At 69.1% G+C, this 16,409-nt stretch carries 12 protein-coding genes and 1 pseudogene; 7 read left to right on the plus strand and 6 right to left on the minus strand.

Annotation, left to right across the window (positions count from 1 at the left end; all coding sequences use genetic code 11):
- Window positions 1–48: 48 nt before the first annotated feature.
- Both AzCIB_RS00175 and AzCIB_RS00180 read right to left on the minus strand, forming a co-directional pair.
- Window positions 49–1,539 (minus strand): DegQ family serine endoprotease, encoded by a 1,491-nt coding sequence (locus AzCIB_RS00175; RefSeq protein ID WP_050418129.1) that lies wholly within the window; start codon window positions 1,537–1,539, stop codon window positions 49–51.
- Window positions 1,540–1,673: 134 nt separating this feature from the next.
- Entirely contained in the window at window positions 1,674–3,746 is a 2,073-nt protein-coding gene (locus AzCIB_RS00180; RefSeq protein WP_050414033.1) for a TonB-dependent receptor plug domain-containing protein, read from the minus strand.
- Between the two features lie 147 nt (window positions 3,747–3,893).
- Between AzCIB_RS00180 and AzCIB_RS00185 the strand changes: the two genes are divergently transcribed.
- The 3 genes and pseudogenes from AzCIB_RS00185 (at window position 3,894) to AzCIB_RS24805 (ending at window position 6,086) form a co-directional block, all read left to right on the plus strand.
- Complete coding sequence (locus tag AzCIB_RS00185) at window positions 3,894–4,832, plus strand: hydrogen peroxide-inducible genes activator (protein WP_050414034.1); 939 nt, start codon at window positions 3,894–3,896, stop codon at window positions 4,830–4,832.
- 119 nt (window positions 4,833–4,951) lie between these two features.
- A pseudogene (locus tag AzCIB_RS00190) lies at window positions 4,952–5,464 on the plus strand (FAD-dependent oxidoreductase); the annotation flags it as partial.
- A gap of 127 nt (window positions 5,465–5,591) precedes the next feature.
- Window positions 5,592–6,086, plus strand: coding sequence for an FAD-dependent oxidoreductase (locus AzCIB_RS24805; protein ID WP_286130878.1), 495 nt, complete (start codon window positions 5,592–5,594; stop codon window positions 6,084–6,086).
- 25 nt (window positions 6,087–6,111) lie between these two features.
- Here the strand turns inward: AzCIB_RS24805 and AzCIB_RS00195 are convergent, their stop codons facing one another.
- From AzCIB_RS00195 to AzCIB_RS00210, 4 genes are all read right to left on the minus strand, one after another.
- Window positions 6,112–8,742 carry a DNA topoisomerase III gene (locus AzCIB_RS00195; protein ID WP_050414035.1) on the minus strand — a complete coding sequence of 877 codons (2,631 nt, stop codon included), beginning with the start codon at window positions 8,740–8,742 and terminating at the stop codon, window positions 6,112–6,114.
- Between the two features lie 105 nt (window positions 8,743–8,847).
- Entirely contained in the window at window positions 8,848–9,315 is a 468-nt protein-coding gene (locus AzCIB_RS00200; protein WP_050414036.1) for a Smg family protein, read from the minus strand.
- A gap of 17 nt (window positions 9,316–9,332) precedes the next feature.
- Window positions 9,333–10,490 (minus strand): DNA-processing protein DprA, encoded by a 1,158-nt coding sequence (gene dprA / locus AzCIB_RS00205; protein WP_050414037.1) that lies wholly within the window; start codon window positions 10,488–10,490, stop codon window positions 9,333–9,335.
- A 10-nt stretch (window positions 10,491–10,500) separates the two neighbouring features.
- Window positions 10,501–11,526, minus strand: a complete 1,026-nt coding sequence (locus AzCIB_RS00210; protein ID WP_050414038.1) for a LysM peptidoglycan-binding domain-containing protein — start codon at window positions 11,524–11,526, stop codon at window positions 10,501–10,503.
- A gap of 161 nt (window positions 11,527–11,687) precedes the next feature.
- Between AzCIB_RS00210 and def the strand changes: the two genes are divergently transcribed.
- The 4 genes from def (at window position 11,688) to AzCIB_RS00230 (ending at window position 16,359) form a co-directional block, all read left to right on the plus strand.
- On the plus strand, window positions 11,688–12,191 hold the full coding sequence (def, locus tag AzCIB_RS00215; protein WP_050414039.1) for a peptide deformylase: 504 nt from the start codon (window positions 11,688–11,690) through the stop codon (window positions 12,189–12,191).
- Complete coding sequence (gene fmt, locus AzCIB_RS00220) at window positions 12,188–13,150, plus strand: methionyl-tRNA formyltransferase (protein ID WP_050414040.1); 963 nt, start codon at window positions 12,188–12,190, stop codon at window positions 13,148–13,150. Before def ends, fmt begins: the two co-directional genes overlap by 4 nt.
- A 99-nt stretch (window positions 13,151–13,249) precedes the next feature.
- The gene (htpX, locus tag AzCIB_RS00225) at window positions 13,250–14,098 is read left to right on the plus strand and encodes a zinc metalloprotease HtpX (protein ID WP_050414041.1); all 849 of its coding nucleotides are present in this window, start codon (window positions 13,250–13,252) and stop codon (window positions 14,096–14,098) included.
- Between the two features lie 185 nt (window positions 14,099–14,283).
- Entirely contained in the window at window positions 14,284–16,359 is a 2,076-nt protein-coding gene (locus AzCIB_RS00230; RefSeq protein WP_050414042.1) for a sensor histidine kinase, read from the plus strand.
- Window positions 16,360–16,409: the final 50 nt, after the last annotated feature.

Genomic DNA, 16,409 nt, shown 5'->3' on the forward strand with positions numbered 1-16,409 from the left:
GGGTCCGCCACCGCGGCGTGTGCGGGATGGAACGGGCTTGCGGTGCGCTCAGCTGCCGGTGCGGATCGGCACGAAGATGCGCGTGCCGCCGCGCTGCACGAGCAGCGCGAAGCGGTTGCCGACCTTCTCCATCAGCTGGCGGAAGGCCTGCACCGTGGTCACCGGCTGGTTGTTCACCGCCAGCACGATATCGCCCTGCTGCAGACCCGCCTGCGCCGCCGGCCCATTTACGCGCTCGACCAGCAGGCCGCCGCGCACGCCGATCTGCGCCGCCTCCTCGCTCGTGAGCGCCCGGCCCGCCAGGCCCAGCTTGCCGCCGGCATCCTCGCCGCGCTTGCCGTCGCCCCCGCCGGCGGGCACCTCGGCCAGCGTCTCGGGGTTCATCTCGCCCAGCGTCGCACTCACCGTGCGGCTCTTGCCCTCGCGCCATATCTCCAGCTTCACGCTCGAGCCGGGGCGCTTGTCGCCGATGATGCGCGGCAGATCGCCCGACTCGCCGACGGTCGTGCCGTCGACGCTCAGCACCACGTCGCCCGGTTTCAGGCCCGCCTTGTCGCCGGCGCTGTCGGGCTCCACGCTCGCGATCAGCGCGCCGCGCGGCTCGGAGAGGCCGAAGGACTGCGCCAGCTCCTTGTCCAGCCCCTGGATCGTCACGCCCAGCTTGCCGCGCTGCACGCGGCCATACTTGACGATCTGGTCCTTGACCTTCAGCGCGACGTCGATCGGGATCGCGAACGAGATGCCCATGAAACCGCCCGAGCGCGAGTAGATCTGCGAGTTGATGCCGATCACCTCGCCGGCGAGGTTGAACAGCGGCCCGCCCGAGTTGCCGGGGTTGATCGCGACGTCGGTCTGGATGAAGGGCACGTAGTTCTCGTCCGGCAGGCGGCGCGCCTTGGCCGAGATGATGCCGGCCGTCACCGTGTTGTCGAAGCCGAAGGGCGATCCCACGGCGACGACCCATTCGCCGACGCGGGAGCGTTCCGCATCGCCGGTGCGTACGGTCGGCAGCCCGGTGGCGTCGATCTTCAGCAGCGCGATGTCGGTGCGCTTGTCGGTGCCGACCACCTTGGCCTTGAACTCGCGCTTGTCGATCAGTTTGATGGTGACTTCCGACTCGCCCTCGCCGACGACGTGCGCATTGGTGAGCACGTAGCCGTCGCTGCTGACGATGAAGCCCGAGCCCACGCCGCGTTGCGCGCGCGGCCCGCGGTTGCCATGCCCCGGCTGGCCGGGCATGCCCGGCGCCGGCACGCCGAAGCGGCGCAGGAAGTCGTAGAACGGGTCGTCGGGCGACAGGCCCTGGGCGTCCTCGCCCATCGGGCGCGTCTTTTCCTTCTGCGTCACCGCGATGTTCACGACGGCGGGGCCGACCTGCTCGACCAGATCGCCGAAATCGGGCAGGCCGAAGCGGTTGAGCTGGGCCGCCTGTGCCGCCGGTACCGGGCTCGCCGCGAGCGCCGCGGGAACCACGAGGCCATCGATGAAGGCGGAGCCGAGGCCCATCGCCAGGGCGGTGACAAGAATCGTCTTGCGCATGTTGTGCATTTCCCCTGAGTTGTCGTCAATCCGTCGCGTAGACGCCGGGCGGCGGCCCGTGTTCCCGGCCGCGTCATGCATCACAGATTGGGGGCGAAGCGCGCCGGACACAAGTCCGGCGCATGCGCGAGGTCTCAGAAGCTGGCCGACACGCTCAGCATCAGCTGCGGCTCCAGGCGATTGACCGGGTCGTCGTCGCCGGAGGCCTGCTGCACCGGGAAGTTCGCGAGCTCCTGGTGGCGCCCGAGCAGGTTGAGGCCCGTCAGCCGCACTTCCAGCGCCTGTCCGCCGTCGAGGCGGAACTCGCGCGCGATGCTCGCGTCCAGCGTCGTGTAGTCCGGCACGGTGTAGTGATAGGTCGGCGAGAAGCCGTTGCCGGCGCGCACCGGGCCGACGCGAAGCAGCGTCAGCGCGCTCTGCCAGGCGCCCATGCGCTGCATCCAGGTGATGCTCGCCGAATACGGCACGACACTGTCTTCGGTGCCCGCATCCTCCGCGCGCGCGCGCATCAACGTGTGGCGCAGCAGCAGCGTGCCGTCGCGCCAGGGCTTGAAGTCGAACTGCGTCTCGACGCCTTCGATTCGCACCGTGCCCTGGCCGTTTGCCCACTGCGACGGCGGCAGGAAGCGCTGTACGAGTCCCTGGAACGGATTCTCGATCGGAACGACGGCTTGCTCGCGCACGATCTGGTCGTGGATGCGCTCGTGGAACACGCGCACGTCGAGGCTGCCGTGCAGAGACGGGAAGCGGCGCGCATATCCGATCTCGAAGCTGTCGAGGCGCGCCGGGTCGATGTCCGTATTGGGGATGAAGCGATGCTGCAGCAGGAGGCCGCGCGTCGGATGGAAGATGCGCACGTCGCTGTAGCGGCCGAAAACCCCCGGATTGCGCCACGCGCGCGCGTAGCCGGCGCGCCAGGTTTCGGTCTCGTCCGGCAGCCAGTTGAGGAACAGGCGCGGTGACAGGCGGGTACGGTCGTGCTGGAAGCGCTCCGCCATCGCACCGAAGTTCCATTGCCACTGTGGCGCGGCCCGCCATTCGACGTTGGCGTACAGGCGCCGGCTTTCCTCGGTCGGGTCGGAGCGGCCGAAGAAGATGAACGGTGCATGGACCTGGTCGCGCCGCCACTCCGCCCCCCAGCTCAACCGCAGGCCCTGCCGGGGCGAGAGGTTGTGCTGGAATTCGAGGTTCTGCCGCCGCGTCGTGAAGCTGTCGTTCACCGGAATCGAGGCGGGGCCGAGGATCGCCTGGAGCGGCCCGGTGTTGACCGCCCATTCATTGGTCGTGCGCTCGTAGGCGTAGTAGCCGGACAGCAGGAACTCCTCGTCCGGACTGGCGGCATGACGCCAGCGCAGGTGGCCGAAGTGCTCGCGCGTGTCCATGTCGCGCTCGGGATGGGAGTCGAACGGCGTAATCGGGTAACCCGTTCCGCGCTCGATGTCGGTGAGGCCGGCGAGCAGGGTCAGCTCGTCGTGCTCGCCCATTTGCAGGTCGCTGCGCAGGCTCACGCGATGGCGGTTGCGGCTGTCGTTCAGGTCATGCACACCCTCGTCGCGCAGGTGTTGCGCGGTGACGCGCAGGCCCAGCGGACCCGAGCGCGTGACGACGCGGCCGCTGACCTCCGAATACTCGCCGGTGCCGCCCGCGACCGAGACCGTCGCGCCGCGCTCCTCGGCGGTGTGGCGCGTGATGATGTTCACCACGCCCATGAAGGCATTCGTGCCGTACGAGGCCGCGTCGGTGCCACGCACGACCTCGATGCGCTCGATGTCCTCGATCGCCAGCGGGAAGGAATTGCGCCCGAAGCTGCCGAAATACGACGCGCTCACCGAGCGGCCGTCGATGAGGATCTGCAGCTCCTGCGGGGTATCGCGGTTCGGGCCGTGATAGCTGACCCACTGCTCGCTGCCGCGTTCCTTCGCGACCAGCATGCCCGGCACGAGGCGCAGCAGGCGATCCAGGCTGCGGTAGCCGGTCGCGCGGATCGTCTCGCGATCGAGCACGGTGATCGCCGCAGGCGTCTCGTGCTGCGGTCGCGGCATGCGCGAAACGGTCAGCACCACCGGAAGGGAATCGAAATAGCTCGATTCCGGAATCTGCGGATCCGGTGAGGCTTCCGGTCCGATGCCGGACTGGGCTGCCGCGGCGGAAGCGCACGCGGCAATCGACGCCGCGGCGATGGCGCGCAAATATAAGCGGAAAGTCATAGTCGTTATTGTTGGAAGTCCCGCCGCGCGGGACATTGGCGCAATACGAAGTATAAAGGCAGTGGCACCGCGCGGGTTGCCGGAGGTGTCCCGATGTGCCCATGCGGAGTAACATCATCGGCGCATGCCATCGCCCAGCGCACCTTCATGACCCTCACCGATCTCCGCTATCTCATCGCCCTCGCCCACGAGCGCCACTTCGGCCGCGCGGCCGAGAAGTGCCATGTCAGCCAGCCCACGCTTTCGGTCGCGATCAAGAAGGTCGAGGACGAGCTTGGCGTGCAGCTCTTCGAGCGCAGTGCGACCGAGGTCAAGATCACCTCCACCGGCCAGCGCATCGTCGCCCAGGCCGAGAAGGTGCTGATGGAAGCGGCGCAGATCCCCGAGATCGCCGCTGCCGGCAAGGATCCGTTGTCGGGGCCGCTGCGCCTGGGGGTGATCTACACCATCGCCCCCTACCTGTTGCCGCGGCTGATCCCGCGCGTGCATAAGCTCGCGCCGCGCATGCCGCTGATCATCCACGAAAACTACACCACTCGGCTCCTCGAGGCGCTCAAGCGCGGCGAACTCGACGTCATCGTGCTGTCGCTGCCCTTCGACGAGGCGGGCATCGTCGCCCAGCCCGTGTACGACGAACCCTTCCGCGTGCTGATGCCGGCGGCTCACCCGTGGACGGCGCTGAAGCACATCGACCCCGACACGCTCGCCGACGACCAGCTGCTGCTGCTCGGCGCCGGCAACTGCTTCCGCGACCAGGTGCTCGAAGTGTGTCCGCACTGCCGCAACGTCAGCGGCCTGCAGCGCACGCTGGAAGGCAGCTCGCTGGAGACCATTCGCCACATGGTCGCGACCGGCCTCGGCGTCACGGTGCTGCCCTCCACCGCCGCGGACGACCTGCCGGCACAGAACACGCTGGTCGCCGTGCGTCCCTTCTCCGACCCCGAACCCTCGCGCCGCGTCGCGCTCGCGTGGCGCGTCACCTACCCGCGCAGCGGCGCGATCGACGTCCTGCGCACCGCCATCCTCGAAAGCGACCTGCCCGGCGTGCGCCAGATCGGCCGTTCCGCGCCGCTGGAGCTTGCCTGACGCACGCGTGCCCGGGGCGCCGGCGAAGGCCGGCGTGACCGATTGCCGCGCCGTCACGCGCGTTGGCGACTAGCGTGAAACCATGCCTTCCCCGGGGGAGCGCCGTGGCTGCACCGCTCGTGATCGTCGGTACCGGCTTTGCCGGCTACGCGCTGCTGCGCGCGCTGCGCCAGCGCGACCGTCACCGCGAGATCCACATGGTCGGCGCCGACGAGGCCGCGGCCTACTCCAAGGACCAGCTCCCCGCGGGCCTCGCGCACCGGCGCGACGCGGACGAACTGGTGATCGCGACCGCCGAGCAGATGGCCTATCGCTTCGAGGCCACGATCACCCCGCACCGCCGCGTGCTCGCGATCGACCCCGCGAGCCGCATGCTGCGCACCGACAACCCTGCGCAGGCGGAGCAGGCCTGGTCGCAGCTGGTGCTCGCGACCGGCGCAGAATCGGTGCGGCCGGCGAACGTGCGCGGCAGCGCCGCCGCATCCGTCCTAACCGTCGGCAGCCTTGCCGAATACGCCTATCTGCGCTCCGAACTCGCTGGGCGCCGGCGCGTCGCCGTTGTCGGCGGCAGCATCCGCGGCTGCGAGCTGGCGGAAAGCCTGAAGCGTGGCGGCTGCGAGGTGACCCTGCTGGAGTCGGACCCGCAGCTGCTGGGCGGCAGCGTCCCCGCCCTGTGTGCCGAACGCATCGCCGCCGCGCGTGGCCGCCGCCGGCGTGCGCATCCGCACCGAGGACGGCGTGCAGCGCATCGACCAGGGCATGAGCGAACTCCACGTCACGATGCTGGGCGGCAAACCGCTCGCCGTCGATGTCGTCGTCGCGGCGCTGCCCACCCGGCCGCGCGTGCAGCTCGCGCAGGCGGCAGGGCTGGACGTCGCGGCGGGCATCGTCGTCGACGCCGCGCTGCGCACTTCGGCCGAGACGATTCACGCCCTGGGCGGGTGCGCGGAATTCGAGGGGCGTGTGTTCGAGCTCGGGGAAGACATCGAAGCCGGCGCGCAGGCGCTGGCCGACGTGCTCGCGGGACACGGCGCTCGCATGCGCTGGAAGGCGCGCGTCCGGCGCCTGAACCTGGACTGTTGCGCCGTCGCGATCTGCGAACCGCCGCCGGTCGCTGGCGAATGGCACGAATCGGCCACCGCCCGCGGCGTGCGCGGGCTGTTCCACGACCGCACAGGGGCCCTGCGCGGCTTCGCGCTGGTGGGCGATCCCGCCGGCGAAAGCGGCAGCCTGCTCGGCCGCGTCGCGCGTTGAAGCGCGACCCGCGGCGACGGCGGGCTCAAACTTCCTTGCGCGCCCGCGGACTGGTCTTGCGAGCTGCCGGTTTGGCCTTCTCGGCCTTCTCGGCCTTCTCGGCCTTCTCGGCCTTCTCGGCCTTCTCGGCCGCCGCCGCGCCTTCCTTGCCGGCCCCATCGCCGGCCTTGGCCTTCGCGCCGGCCTTGGGGGCCTTCGGCTCGAACTCGAAGCCCACCTTGCCGTCTGCGCCGCGCACGAGGAAGGCCGAGAACTTGCGCTTGGTGCGCGTCGACACGAAACCCTTGAGCAGCTCGGTGCGGCCGTCGGCGAGCAGCTTCGTCATCTGCTCGCGCTCGACGGGCTGTTGCAGGATCACCTTGCCCGAGCGGAAGTCGCAGTACTTCTCCGGTCCCACCGACTTCGCGCACACGTAGGCCATGCCGTGCTCATACACCGGCGACGCGCACTTCGGGCACGCGCCGAGTGGCTCCTGGCCGGAGAAATCGACCGGCTCCGCGCCCTCGCCGTCGTCCTTCGGCTGGCCGAAGTCGAATTCCGGCTGCCTGTCGTCATTGAGGCGGATCTCGGCGTTGAAGAGCCGCCCCATCTTGCTGCGGAAGCCCATCAGCGGGCCGACCTTGCCTTCGCGCAGCAGCGTCTCGATCTCGTTGATCTCGAACTGGCGCCCGGCGACGATCTTCCACGCGCTCCACTCGCAGCCCTGGCAGGCGAACTTCTTGTAGTTCTCCTTCACCACACCGCCGCACTTCGGGCACGGCGTCGATAGGGTGACGAAGTCGCCCGGCACGGTGTCGGACTCGTAGCGCTTCGCGCGTTCGACGACCTCGCGCGCCATCTCGGCGATCTCGCGCATGAATTCGGGGCGCGACAGCTGGCCGCGCTCCATCTGCGCGAGCTTGTGTTCCCATTCGCCGGTCAGCTCCGGCGAGGTCAGCGCGGAGACGTCGAGGCCCTTCAGCAGCGTGATCAGCGAGAAGGCCTTCGCGCTCGGGATCAGCTCGCGTCCTTCGCGGTGAATGTACTGCTCGGCGATCAGGCCTTCGATGATCTGCGCGCGCGTCGCCGGCGTGCCGAGGCCGCGTTCGCCCATCGCCGCGCGCAACTCCTCGTCGTCGACCATCTTGCCCGCGCCTTCCATCGCCGAGAGCAGGGTCGCTTCGTTGTAGCGTGCAGGCGGCTTGGTGACGAGCGATTTCACGAGGATGTCGTCGGTCGACACGGTCTCGTTCGGCTGCACCGCGCACAGCTGCGCGCCGCTGCCTCCGCTGCTGCCATCCTCGTCTTCCTTGACCGCCTCCTTGCCGTACACGGCGAGCCAGCCGGAATTCACGAGCACCTTGCCCTCGGTCTTGAAGGCCTCGTTCTCGACGCGCGTGATGCGGGTCGTGATGCGGTATTCGGCCGCCGGGTAGAACACCGACAGGAAGCGGCGCGTGACCAGGTCGTAGATCTTGTGCTCGGCTTCCGACAGGCTCTTGGGCACGGTGCCGGTCGGGATGATCGCGAAGTGGTCGGAGATCTTCGCGTTGTTGAAGATGCGCTTGTTGGGCTTCACCCAGCCCTGCTTCGCGATCTCGTTCGCAAACGGCGCGTAGTCGTCGGGCAGCGCGCGCATCACGTCCGTGACGGTGCCGAGGTAGTCCTCGGGCAGCGCGCGTGCATCGGTACGCGGATAGGTCAGCGCCTTGTGCTTTTCGTAAAGCGCCTGGGCGATCTGCAGCGTCACGCGTGCCGAGAAACCGAAGCGGCCGTTGGCCTCGCGCTGCAGGCTGGTGAGGTCGAAGAGCAGCGGCGAGAGCTGCGTCGAGGGCTTGGATTCCTCCGTGACGGTGCCCGGCTTGCCGTCGCATTTGGCCTTGATCGCCTCGGCGCGCGCCTTGTCCCACATGCGGAAGGCGGTCGCGTGTTCGTCGCCTTCGGGCTTCTTGAACTTCTCGTCGAACCAGCGTCCCGCGTAGCTGCCGGCCTGGCAGCCGAACGAGGCCTCCAGTTCCCAGTAGTCGCGCGGCTTGAACTGGCGGATCTTCTGTTCGCGTTCGACCACGATCGCGAGCGTCGGCGTCTGCACGCGCCCGACCGTGGTCAGGTGGAAGCCGCCCGTCTTGGAGTTGAACGCGGTCATCGCGCGCGTGCCGTTGATGCCGATCAGCCAGTCGCTCTCGGCGCGGCACACCGCCGCCGAACGCAGGCCCTCGACCTCCTGCGCCGAGCGCAGGTGGGTGAAGCCATCGCGGATCGCGGTCGCGGTCATCGACTGCAGCCACAGCCGGCGCACCGGCTTGTCGCTCTTCGCATGCTGCGCGATGAAGTTGAAGATCAGCTCGCCTTCGCGGCCCGCGTCGCAGGCGTTGATCAGGCCGGTGACGTCCTTGCGCTTGATCAGCCGCGTCAGCAGCTTGAGGCGGTCGTCGGTCTTCTCGATGGGTTTCAGCGCGAACTGCGGCGGGATCACCGGCAGGTGCGCAAAGGTCCATTTGCCGCGCTTGACCTCGTACTCGTCGGGCACCACCAGCTCGAGCAGGTGGCCGACGGCCGATGAGAGCACGTACTCGTCGGACTCGAAGTAGTCCTTTTCCTTCGTGAAACCGCCCAACGCGCGGGCGATGTCCTGCGCGACCGAAGGTTTCTCCGCGATGATCAGTTGCTTGCTCATGCCGCTTGGCCGCCTTGGAAAACCCTGTCGGTTTTCGTGTATGGGGTGATCGAGCGGCGCATGATAAGCAGGCCGCCGTCAAGGGTGCAAGCGCCGCGGGTGCGCCTAGTGCTTCGCGAGCGCGCCTTCGTCCGCCTCTTCCCCGAGTAGTTCGTCGACGATCAGGCTGTCGAGCGGCAGCTCGCGCTGCCACAGCACCATCAGCACGATCACCTTGAGCCGCGCGAGGCTGACGCCGAATCCGCTCAGCGCCAGCGTGCGCTCGATGATGATCTCGCGCGTTCCGGCGTCGAGGGCGCCGGCATTCTCCAGGAAGGCGAGGAAGCCGCGGCACTCGGTGCTGAGCCGCAGCTCTTCCTCGGCCGCATACACGCGGAACGCCCCCGCTGCGGGCGTCGTGGCGAGCGGCGAGGTGTCGGAAATGCTGCGCAGGCCCGAGAACCAGTCGAGGGCTTCGGTGATTTCATCCTCCTCGAAACCGGCCGCCGAAAGCTTGCGGGCGAGCTGGTCGATTTCGGGGCAGGCAGCGGCGTGAACGTAGTTCTCGAAGAGGTATACAAAGATGTCGAACATGGCGGCACACCGTCTGGTCAATAGCGCTGGAAGCGCCCGCCGGGGAGTCGGCTGATCCGCCCGTCGAGCTCCAGTGACAGCAGAATGGCGTAGAGCGCATCGAGCGTCAAGCCGCTGCGTGCGGCCAGGGTGTCGACATCGAGCGGGTCGTGCCCCAAGGCGTCGAGCACCGCGGCCTGGTCGGGCGGCAGGTCCGCATCCGGCGCAGGCGGGGGGAACAGCACCTGCGAAGCCTCCTCCGCCGCGCGCTTGCGCCCCCGTGCCGCGCTGCGCGTGGCCGGCTGCGCGGGCGGCCTGGCGGTCCCGCCCCACGCGAGTTCGTCGAGCACGTCGGCGGCCGTCTCGACCAGCTTGGCGCCGTCGCGGATCAGGCGGTGGCAGCCGCGCGCGAGCGGCGAATGGATGGAGCCGGGGATCGCGAACACCTCGCGCCCGCACTCGGACGCGAGCCGTGCGGTGATCAGCGAGCCGCTGCCCACGGCCGCCTCGACGACCAGCACGCCGCGCGCGAGTCCGGCGATGAGGCGGTTGCGGCGCGGGAAATTGTGCGGCAGCGCGGGCGTGCCGAGTGGCAGTTCGCTGACGATGGCGCCGCGCTGGGCGATTTCGCGCGCGAGCGCCTGGTTGCGGGCGGGATAGACGCGGTCCGCACCGGTGCCGATGACCGCGACGGTCTTGCCTTCGGCGTGGTCGAGCGCCCCGCGGTGGGCCGCGGCGTCGATGCCGAGCGCGAGCCCGCTGACGATCGTGAGGCCGGCGGCGGCGAGATGTTCCGCAAAGGCCTGGGCGTTCGCGACGCCGCCCGGCGTTGCCGAGCGCGCGCCGACGATCGCCAGCGCGTTCCCGGCGAGCAGCGCCGGGTCACCCTTCACGTACAGCAGCACCGGCGGGTCGGGAATTTCTAGCAGACCGGGCGGATAGGCCGCGTCGCCGAGGGTGAGGATGTGGTTGCCCGGTTCTGCGGCCCACGCGAGGGCTGCGGCGATGCGCGCCTCGTCGGGCGCGGCGAACAGCAGGTCGGCAGTGCCCGCGCCGGCCACGGCCGTGATCGCGCTGCGCCCGGCGGCGAAGACTTGCCCGGGCAGCCCGAACGCTGCGAGCAGGCTGCGCTGGCGTTCGGGGCCGATGCCGGGGAGGAGGGTCAGCCGCAGCCAGGCGGCGAGATCGTCCTCCACCGCTGACGCGTCAGGGCTTGCGCACGCTGTCGCCGACCGTGACCTGGCCGTCGGTCTCCATCACCAGCGCGTAGGAGACGCGGTCGAACACGCGGAACACGAAGGCGAGGCCATAGCGCTTCTCGGGCAGGTTGTAGGTTTCCTTGTTGCCGTCGTCGTCCTTGTAGACGACCGAGCCGCGGTTGCGGTGCAGCGCGAGCACGTGGCCGCGCTCGATGCCTTCGCGGGCGCCGACGCTGAGCGTCACGACGTGGTTGCGGCCGGTTTCGGCGACGCCGCGGTAGATCCCGATCAGGCGGCCGGCGACCTCGTTCTCCGGCGCGTGCGGCATGTACGAGAAGATATCGGGCTTGTCGCTGACCAGCAGGCGGTCGCCGGTGCCGATCTCCTCGACCGCGCTGAGGATCTCGAGCGTGGCCGGCGTGCCGTTCTCGGTGACTCGCGCGGAGCCGAGATACATGGCCTCGTAGCCGAGCACTTCCTTCGTGACCGGGTCGGTGAGCGGCTTGGCCGGGCGCAGCACCTGCCACACCTTCTGGTCTTCCTTGATGTTCTTGGCGAAGATCGTGTCGCCGGGGCCCATGTACACGCGACTGGTCTCGGTCGCGACCACGGTGCCGGCGTCGGCCAGTCGCGCCTCGTCGACGACCAGCGGCTTGGTCAGGAAGGGCTCGATGTCCTGCATCGGGATGCTGGCGACGGCGTCCTTGAGGTCTTCGTGATAGACCTGCGGCTGCAGCTTCTGGTCGCCGACGCGGCGGCCGATCGACAGGTAGGGGCCGCTGCGGTCGAGCACGATGATCTGGCCGGGATAGATCAGGTGCGGGTTGCGGATCTGGTTGCGGTTGAGGCGCCACACTTCGGGCCAGCGCCAGGGTTCCTTGAGGAACTTGCCCGAAATTCCCCACAGCGTATCGCCGCGCACGACGGTGTGGCTGTCGGGGGCATCGTCGGCGATTGCCGCCGGTGCCGCGAGCGCGGGCGCGCCAAGAAGGGTCGCAACGCTGAAGAGGAGAGGGAATATAATGCGGGTCATCGCTCGCTTCCGATTGGAACGGACCGGATTTTCGGCTACCGGAACGCGTTCCGCCGGTCGAGGATCCAATCCGCAGACTCGATTCGAATGCCGGGGCGACCCCGACAGCATGCCAAAGCACTTGAAATTCTGCACGTAATGACTTAACCCGGCAAGCATTTATGGCGCTATTACCGATCCTTCGCTATCCCGACCCCCGTTTGCACACGCCCGCCGCCCCGGTCGCGCAGGTGGACGATTCGATTCGCCAACTCGTCAAGGACATGGCCGAGACCATGTACGAGGCACCCGGCATCGGGCTCGCCTCGACGCAGGTCGACGTGCACAAGCGGGTGGTGGTGATCGACGTCAGCGAGGACCGCTCCGACCTGCGCGTGTTCATCAACGCCGAGATCCTCGAGAAGTCCGGCGAGCATATCGGCGAGGAAGGCTGCCTCTCGGTGCCCGGCATCTATGAGAGCGTGCGTCGCGCCGAGCGCGTGCGCGTGAAGGCACTCGACGCCGACGGCAAGCCTTTCGAGCTGGAGGCCGACGGCCTGCTGGCGGTGTGCATCCAGCACGAGCTGGACCACCTCGAAGGCAAGGTCTTCGTCGAATACCTGTCGCCGCTCAAGCTCAACCGCATCAAGACGCGGCTGGCGAAAAAAGCGCGGATCACCGCGTGAGCGCGGCCGCCCCCTCGCGTAGCTCGCTCCGCGTCGCTTTCGCGGGCACGCCGGAGTTCGCCGCCGCGGCGCTGGAGGCGATTCTCGCCGCGGGTTTTGCGGTGCCGCTGGTGCTGACCCAGCCGGACCGTCCCGCCGGGCGCGGCATGAAGCTCACCGCGAGCCCGGTGAAGCAGGTCGCGCTCGCGCACGGCATCGCCGTCGACCAGCCCGAGAAGCTGCGCAGCGAGGAGCAGCGTGCGGCGCTCGCCGCGTGCGCGCCGGACATCCTCGTCGTCGCGGCCTACGGCCTGCTGCTGCCGCCCGCGGTGCTGGCGCTGCCGCGCCTGGGCTGCATCAACATCCATGCCTCGCTGCTGCCGCGCTGGCGCGGGGCGGCACCGATCCATCGCGCGATCGAGGCGGGAGATGCCGAGACCGGCATCACGATCATGCAGATGGACGAGGGCCTCGATACCGGCGCGATGCTGATGAAGCGCGCGCTGGCGATCGGCCCCGACGAGACGACGGCGACGCTGCACGACCGTCTGGCGGCGCTCGGCGCCGAGATGGTTGTCGAGGCGTTGCGCGCGCTGCCGCAAGGCACACTGCAGGCCGAGCCGCAGCCCGCGGCGGGCGTGACCTACGCGGCGAAGATCGGCAAGGCCGAGGCGGCGATCGACTGGCGTCGTCCGGCGGTCGAGATCGGGCGCGCGGTGCGTGCCTTCAATCCCTTCCCGGGCGCGGTCGGCACGCTGCGCGATGTCGCCGTGAAGATCTGGCGCGCGGAGCCCGTCGCGGGAGCTGGCGCGCCGGGCACGGTGCTGTCGGCGGACGAGTCCGGGGTCGTCGTCGCCTGCGGTGAAGGCGCGCTGCGCCTCGTCGAATTGCAGAAGCCGGGTAGTCGGCGCATGCCCGCCGGGGAATTTCTGCGCGGATTCCCGGTCAGTGCAGGCGAACGCTTCGGCAGCGGGAGCTGAAGGCGCGCGGGGAGAAATTCCCGCCCCGCATTGAAGCCGCGGCGTCCGGCCCCACATAGGGGTCACACAAGCCCAATCACTGAGGAAGGAATTACGCACATGTTCGGCAACTGGCTCAAGACCTCGATCCTCATGGCAGGTATCGTCGCCCTGTTCGGTGCCGTGGGTGCCATGCTCGGCGGCAAGCAGGGCATGCTGATGGCGCTGGTGTTCGGCGGCGCGATGAACGTGTGGGCCTACTGGTTCTCCGACAAGATGGTGCTGCGCATGTACAACGCGCGCCAGGTCGACGAGACCAGTTCGCCCTACCTGTACAACATGGTGCGCGGGCTTGCGCAGCGCGCCGGCCTGCCGATGCCCAAGGTGTACCTCATCGACGAGGACCAGCCCAACGCGTTCGCGACCGGGCGCAATCCCGACCACGCGGCCGTCGCGGCGACCAGCGGCATTGTCCGCATGCTGTCCGAGCGCGAGCTGCGCGGCGTGATGGCGCACGAGCTCGCTCACGTGAAGAACCGCGACATCCTGATCTCGACGATGTCGGCGACGGTGGCCGGTGCGATCTCGATGTTGGCGCAGTTCGGCATGTTCTTCGGCGGCAGCCGCGACGGCGAGCGGCCCAACCCCGTGCTGGGCATCCTCGTGATGATCCTCGCCCCGCTGGCGGCGATGATCATCCAGATGGCGATCTCGCGCACCCGCGAATTCGGCGCGGACCGTGGCGGCGCGGAGATCTCGGGCGATCCCGAGGCGCTTGCGAGCGCGCTTGCGAAGATCGACGCCTACGCGCGCGGCATTCCGATGCACGCCGCCGATGCGCATCCCGAGACCGCGCAGATGATGATCATGAACCCGCTGTCGGGCGGCGGCCTGCGCGGATTGTTCTCGACCCACCCGTCGACGCAGGAGCGTGTCGCGCGCCTGCGCGAGATGACGGTCCGCGGCTAATAACCCGGCAGCAATTACGCGAGTCAGATTGAGTGCTGCACGGTCACTCCCTCCCCTTCAAGGGGAGGGTTGGGGTGGGGATGGGTCAAGCACGCGTGGCAGAAACCCATCCCCCTCCTAACCTCCCCCCTTGAAGGGGGAGGAACGGCGCTTTCCTGCGCTGGCTCCGCGCGGAGCTTGGACTGATGTCTCGGCAGCCGCGCCCGCGCTGGACCGACCGCCTGCGCAGCTCGGTGCGCGCCAAGCTGCTCGTGCTCGTGCTGGCCCCGCTGGTGGTGGGGGTGCCGGTGCTGCTGGGGCTGGTGTGGACCTGGGGCAACGAGGCCTACGAGCGCCTGCTCAACTTCAAGATCAGTTCCGATCTCGTCACCGCGCACGAGTATTTCGACCGCGTGCGCATCGGCGTCGGCTACGACGTGCAGGCCCTCGCCGAATCGCACCGCGTGGTCGGAACGCTGGCCGCAGCGCCGGGCGCCATGTCGGCCCTGCTTGCGGAACTCGCGCCCGGGCGGCGGCTGGACTTCCTGCTGCTGCTCGATCGCGAAGGTCGTCCGCTGGCGGCGTCGCAGCCGCTGCCGGGCACGGCGACCCCGCGCCTGGATTGGCCGGTCGTCGCCTCGGCGCTGCACGGATCGGCGCTGACGACGGTAGAACGATTCTCCGCCGACGCGCTCCAATATTTGTCCCCGGCGCTGCGCGAGCGCGCCTGGCTGCCGCTCGTGGAAACGCGCGCGGCCGCACCCGATGCGCGCACGGCAGAGGACCGGGGACTGGTGATCCACGCCGCCGCACCGGTGTATGACGAAAAGCGCAACCTCGTGGGGGTGCTCGAGGGCGGCGTCCTGCTCAACGGCAATCTGGAGATGGTCGACCGCATCAACGCCATCGTCTATCGCGACGGCTCGCTGCCGCTCGGCAGCCGCGGGACCGCCACCCTGTTCCTCGACGACACCCGCATCGCCACCAACGTGCGCCTGTTCGGCGACACGCGGGCGCTCGGCACGCGCGTGTCGCAGGCGGTGCGCGAGCGCGTGCTGGGGCGCGGCGAGACCTGGCTGGGCGCGGCCTTCGTCGTGAACGACGACTATGTCTCGGGCTACGAACCGATCGCCGATGGCCGCGGCGAGCGTGTCGGGATGCTATACGTGGGCTTCCTCGAGGCGCCTTTCCGCGATGCGGGCCGCATGGCGATGGGGGCCTTGTTCGTCCTGTTCATCGGCATCAGCGTGGCCGGCGCGGTGCTCAGCCTGCGCTGGGCGCGCAGCGTGTTCCGGCCGATCGAGCGCATGAACGCGGTGATCCAGCGCGTCGAGCAGGGCGAGGCGGACGCGCGCGTGGGCGAGGTCGCGAGCCGTGACGAGCTGGGGCGGCTGGCGGGCGAGTTCGACCAGCTCCTCGACACGCTGTCGGCCAAACGCGAGGAGTTGCAGCGGTGGGCCGAGGAGCTCGACCGCAAGGTCGCCGAGCGCACCGTGGAACTGCGCGAGGCCAACGAGACGCTGCGGCGTGCGCAGCAGCAGCTGGTGATGAGCGAGAAGCTCGCGGCGATCGGCGAGCTGACGGCGGGCGTCGCGCACGAGATCAACAATCCGGTCGCCGTGATCCAGGGCAACCTCGACGTGATGCGCGACGTGCTGGGGCCGGCCGCCGAACCGGTGCGCCAGGAAATCCGCCTGATCCACGAGCAGACGGACCGCATCCGCCAGATCGTCACGAAACTGCTGCAGTTCGCGCGCCCGGGCGAGTTCGCGGGCTATGCCGAGGCGGTGGACGTGAATGAGGTGGTCGCCGACTGCCTGTTCCTGACGCAGCACAATTTCGACCGCCGCGCGATCGAGGTCGCGACCGAGCTCGCAGCATGCGCGCGCATCGAGATCAACCGCAGCGAGCTGCAGCAGGTGCTGATCAACCTGATCGTCAATGCGGTGCAGGCGATGCCCGACGGCGGGCGCCTGAGTCTCGCGACGGCGGACTGGAGCGAGGACGGCGAGACCGTCGGCGCGGTGATCCGGGTGCGCGATACCGGCCATGGCATCGCGCCGGAGGACCTGTCGCACATTTTCGACCCCTTCTTCACGACCAAGAAGGGCAGCGGCACCGGCCTGGGCCTGTCGATCAGCTACACGATCGTCGAGCGTTACGGCGGCCGCATCACGGTCGACAGCCGGCCGGGCGAGGGCACGGAGTTCGCGCTGTGGCTGAGGCGCGAGCCGCGTTACGACGAATCCCCGAGCGCCCCGGGGTTTTTGCGGCGCTGGTGAGTCATAGTAGGGACAACGCCCCGACCGACTCGGTTATTATCAAAATGTAA

The organism is Azoarcus sp. CIB (assembly GCF_001190925.1).
Classification (GTDB): Bacteria; Pseudomonadota; Gammaproteobacteria; order Burkholderiales; family Rhodocyclaceae; genus Aromatoleum.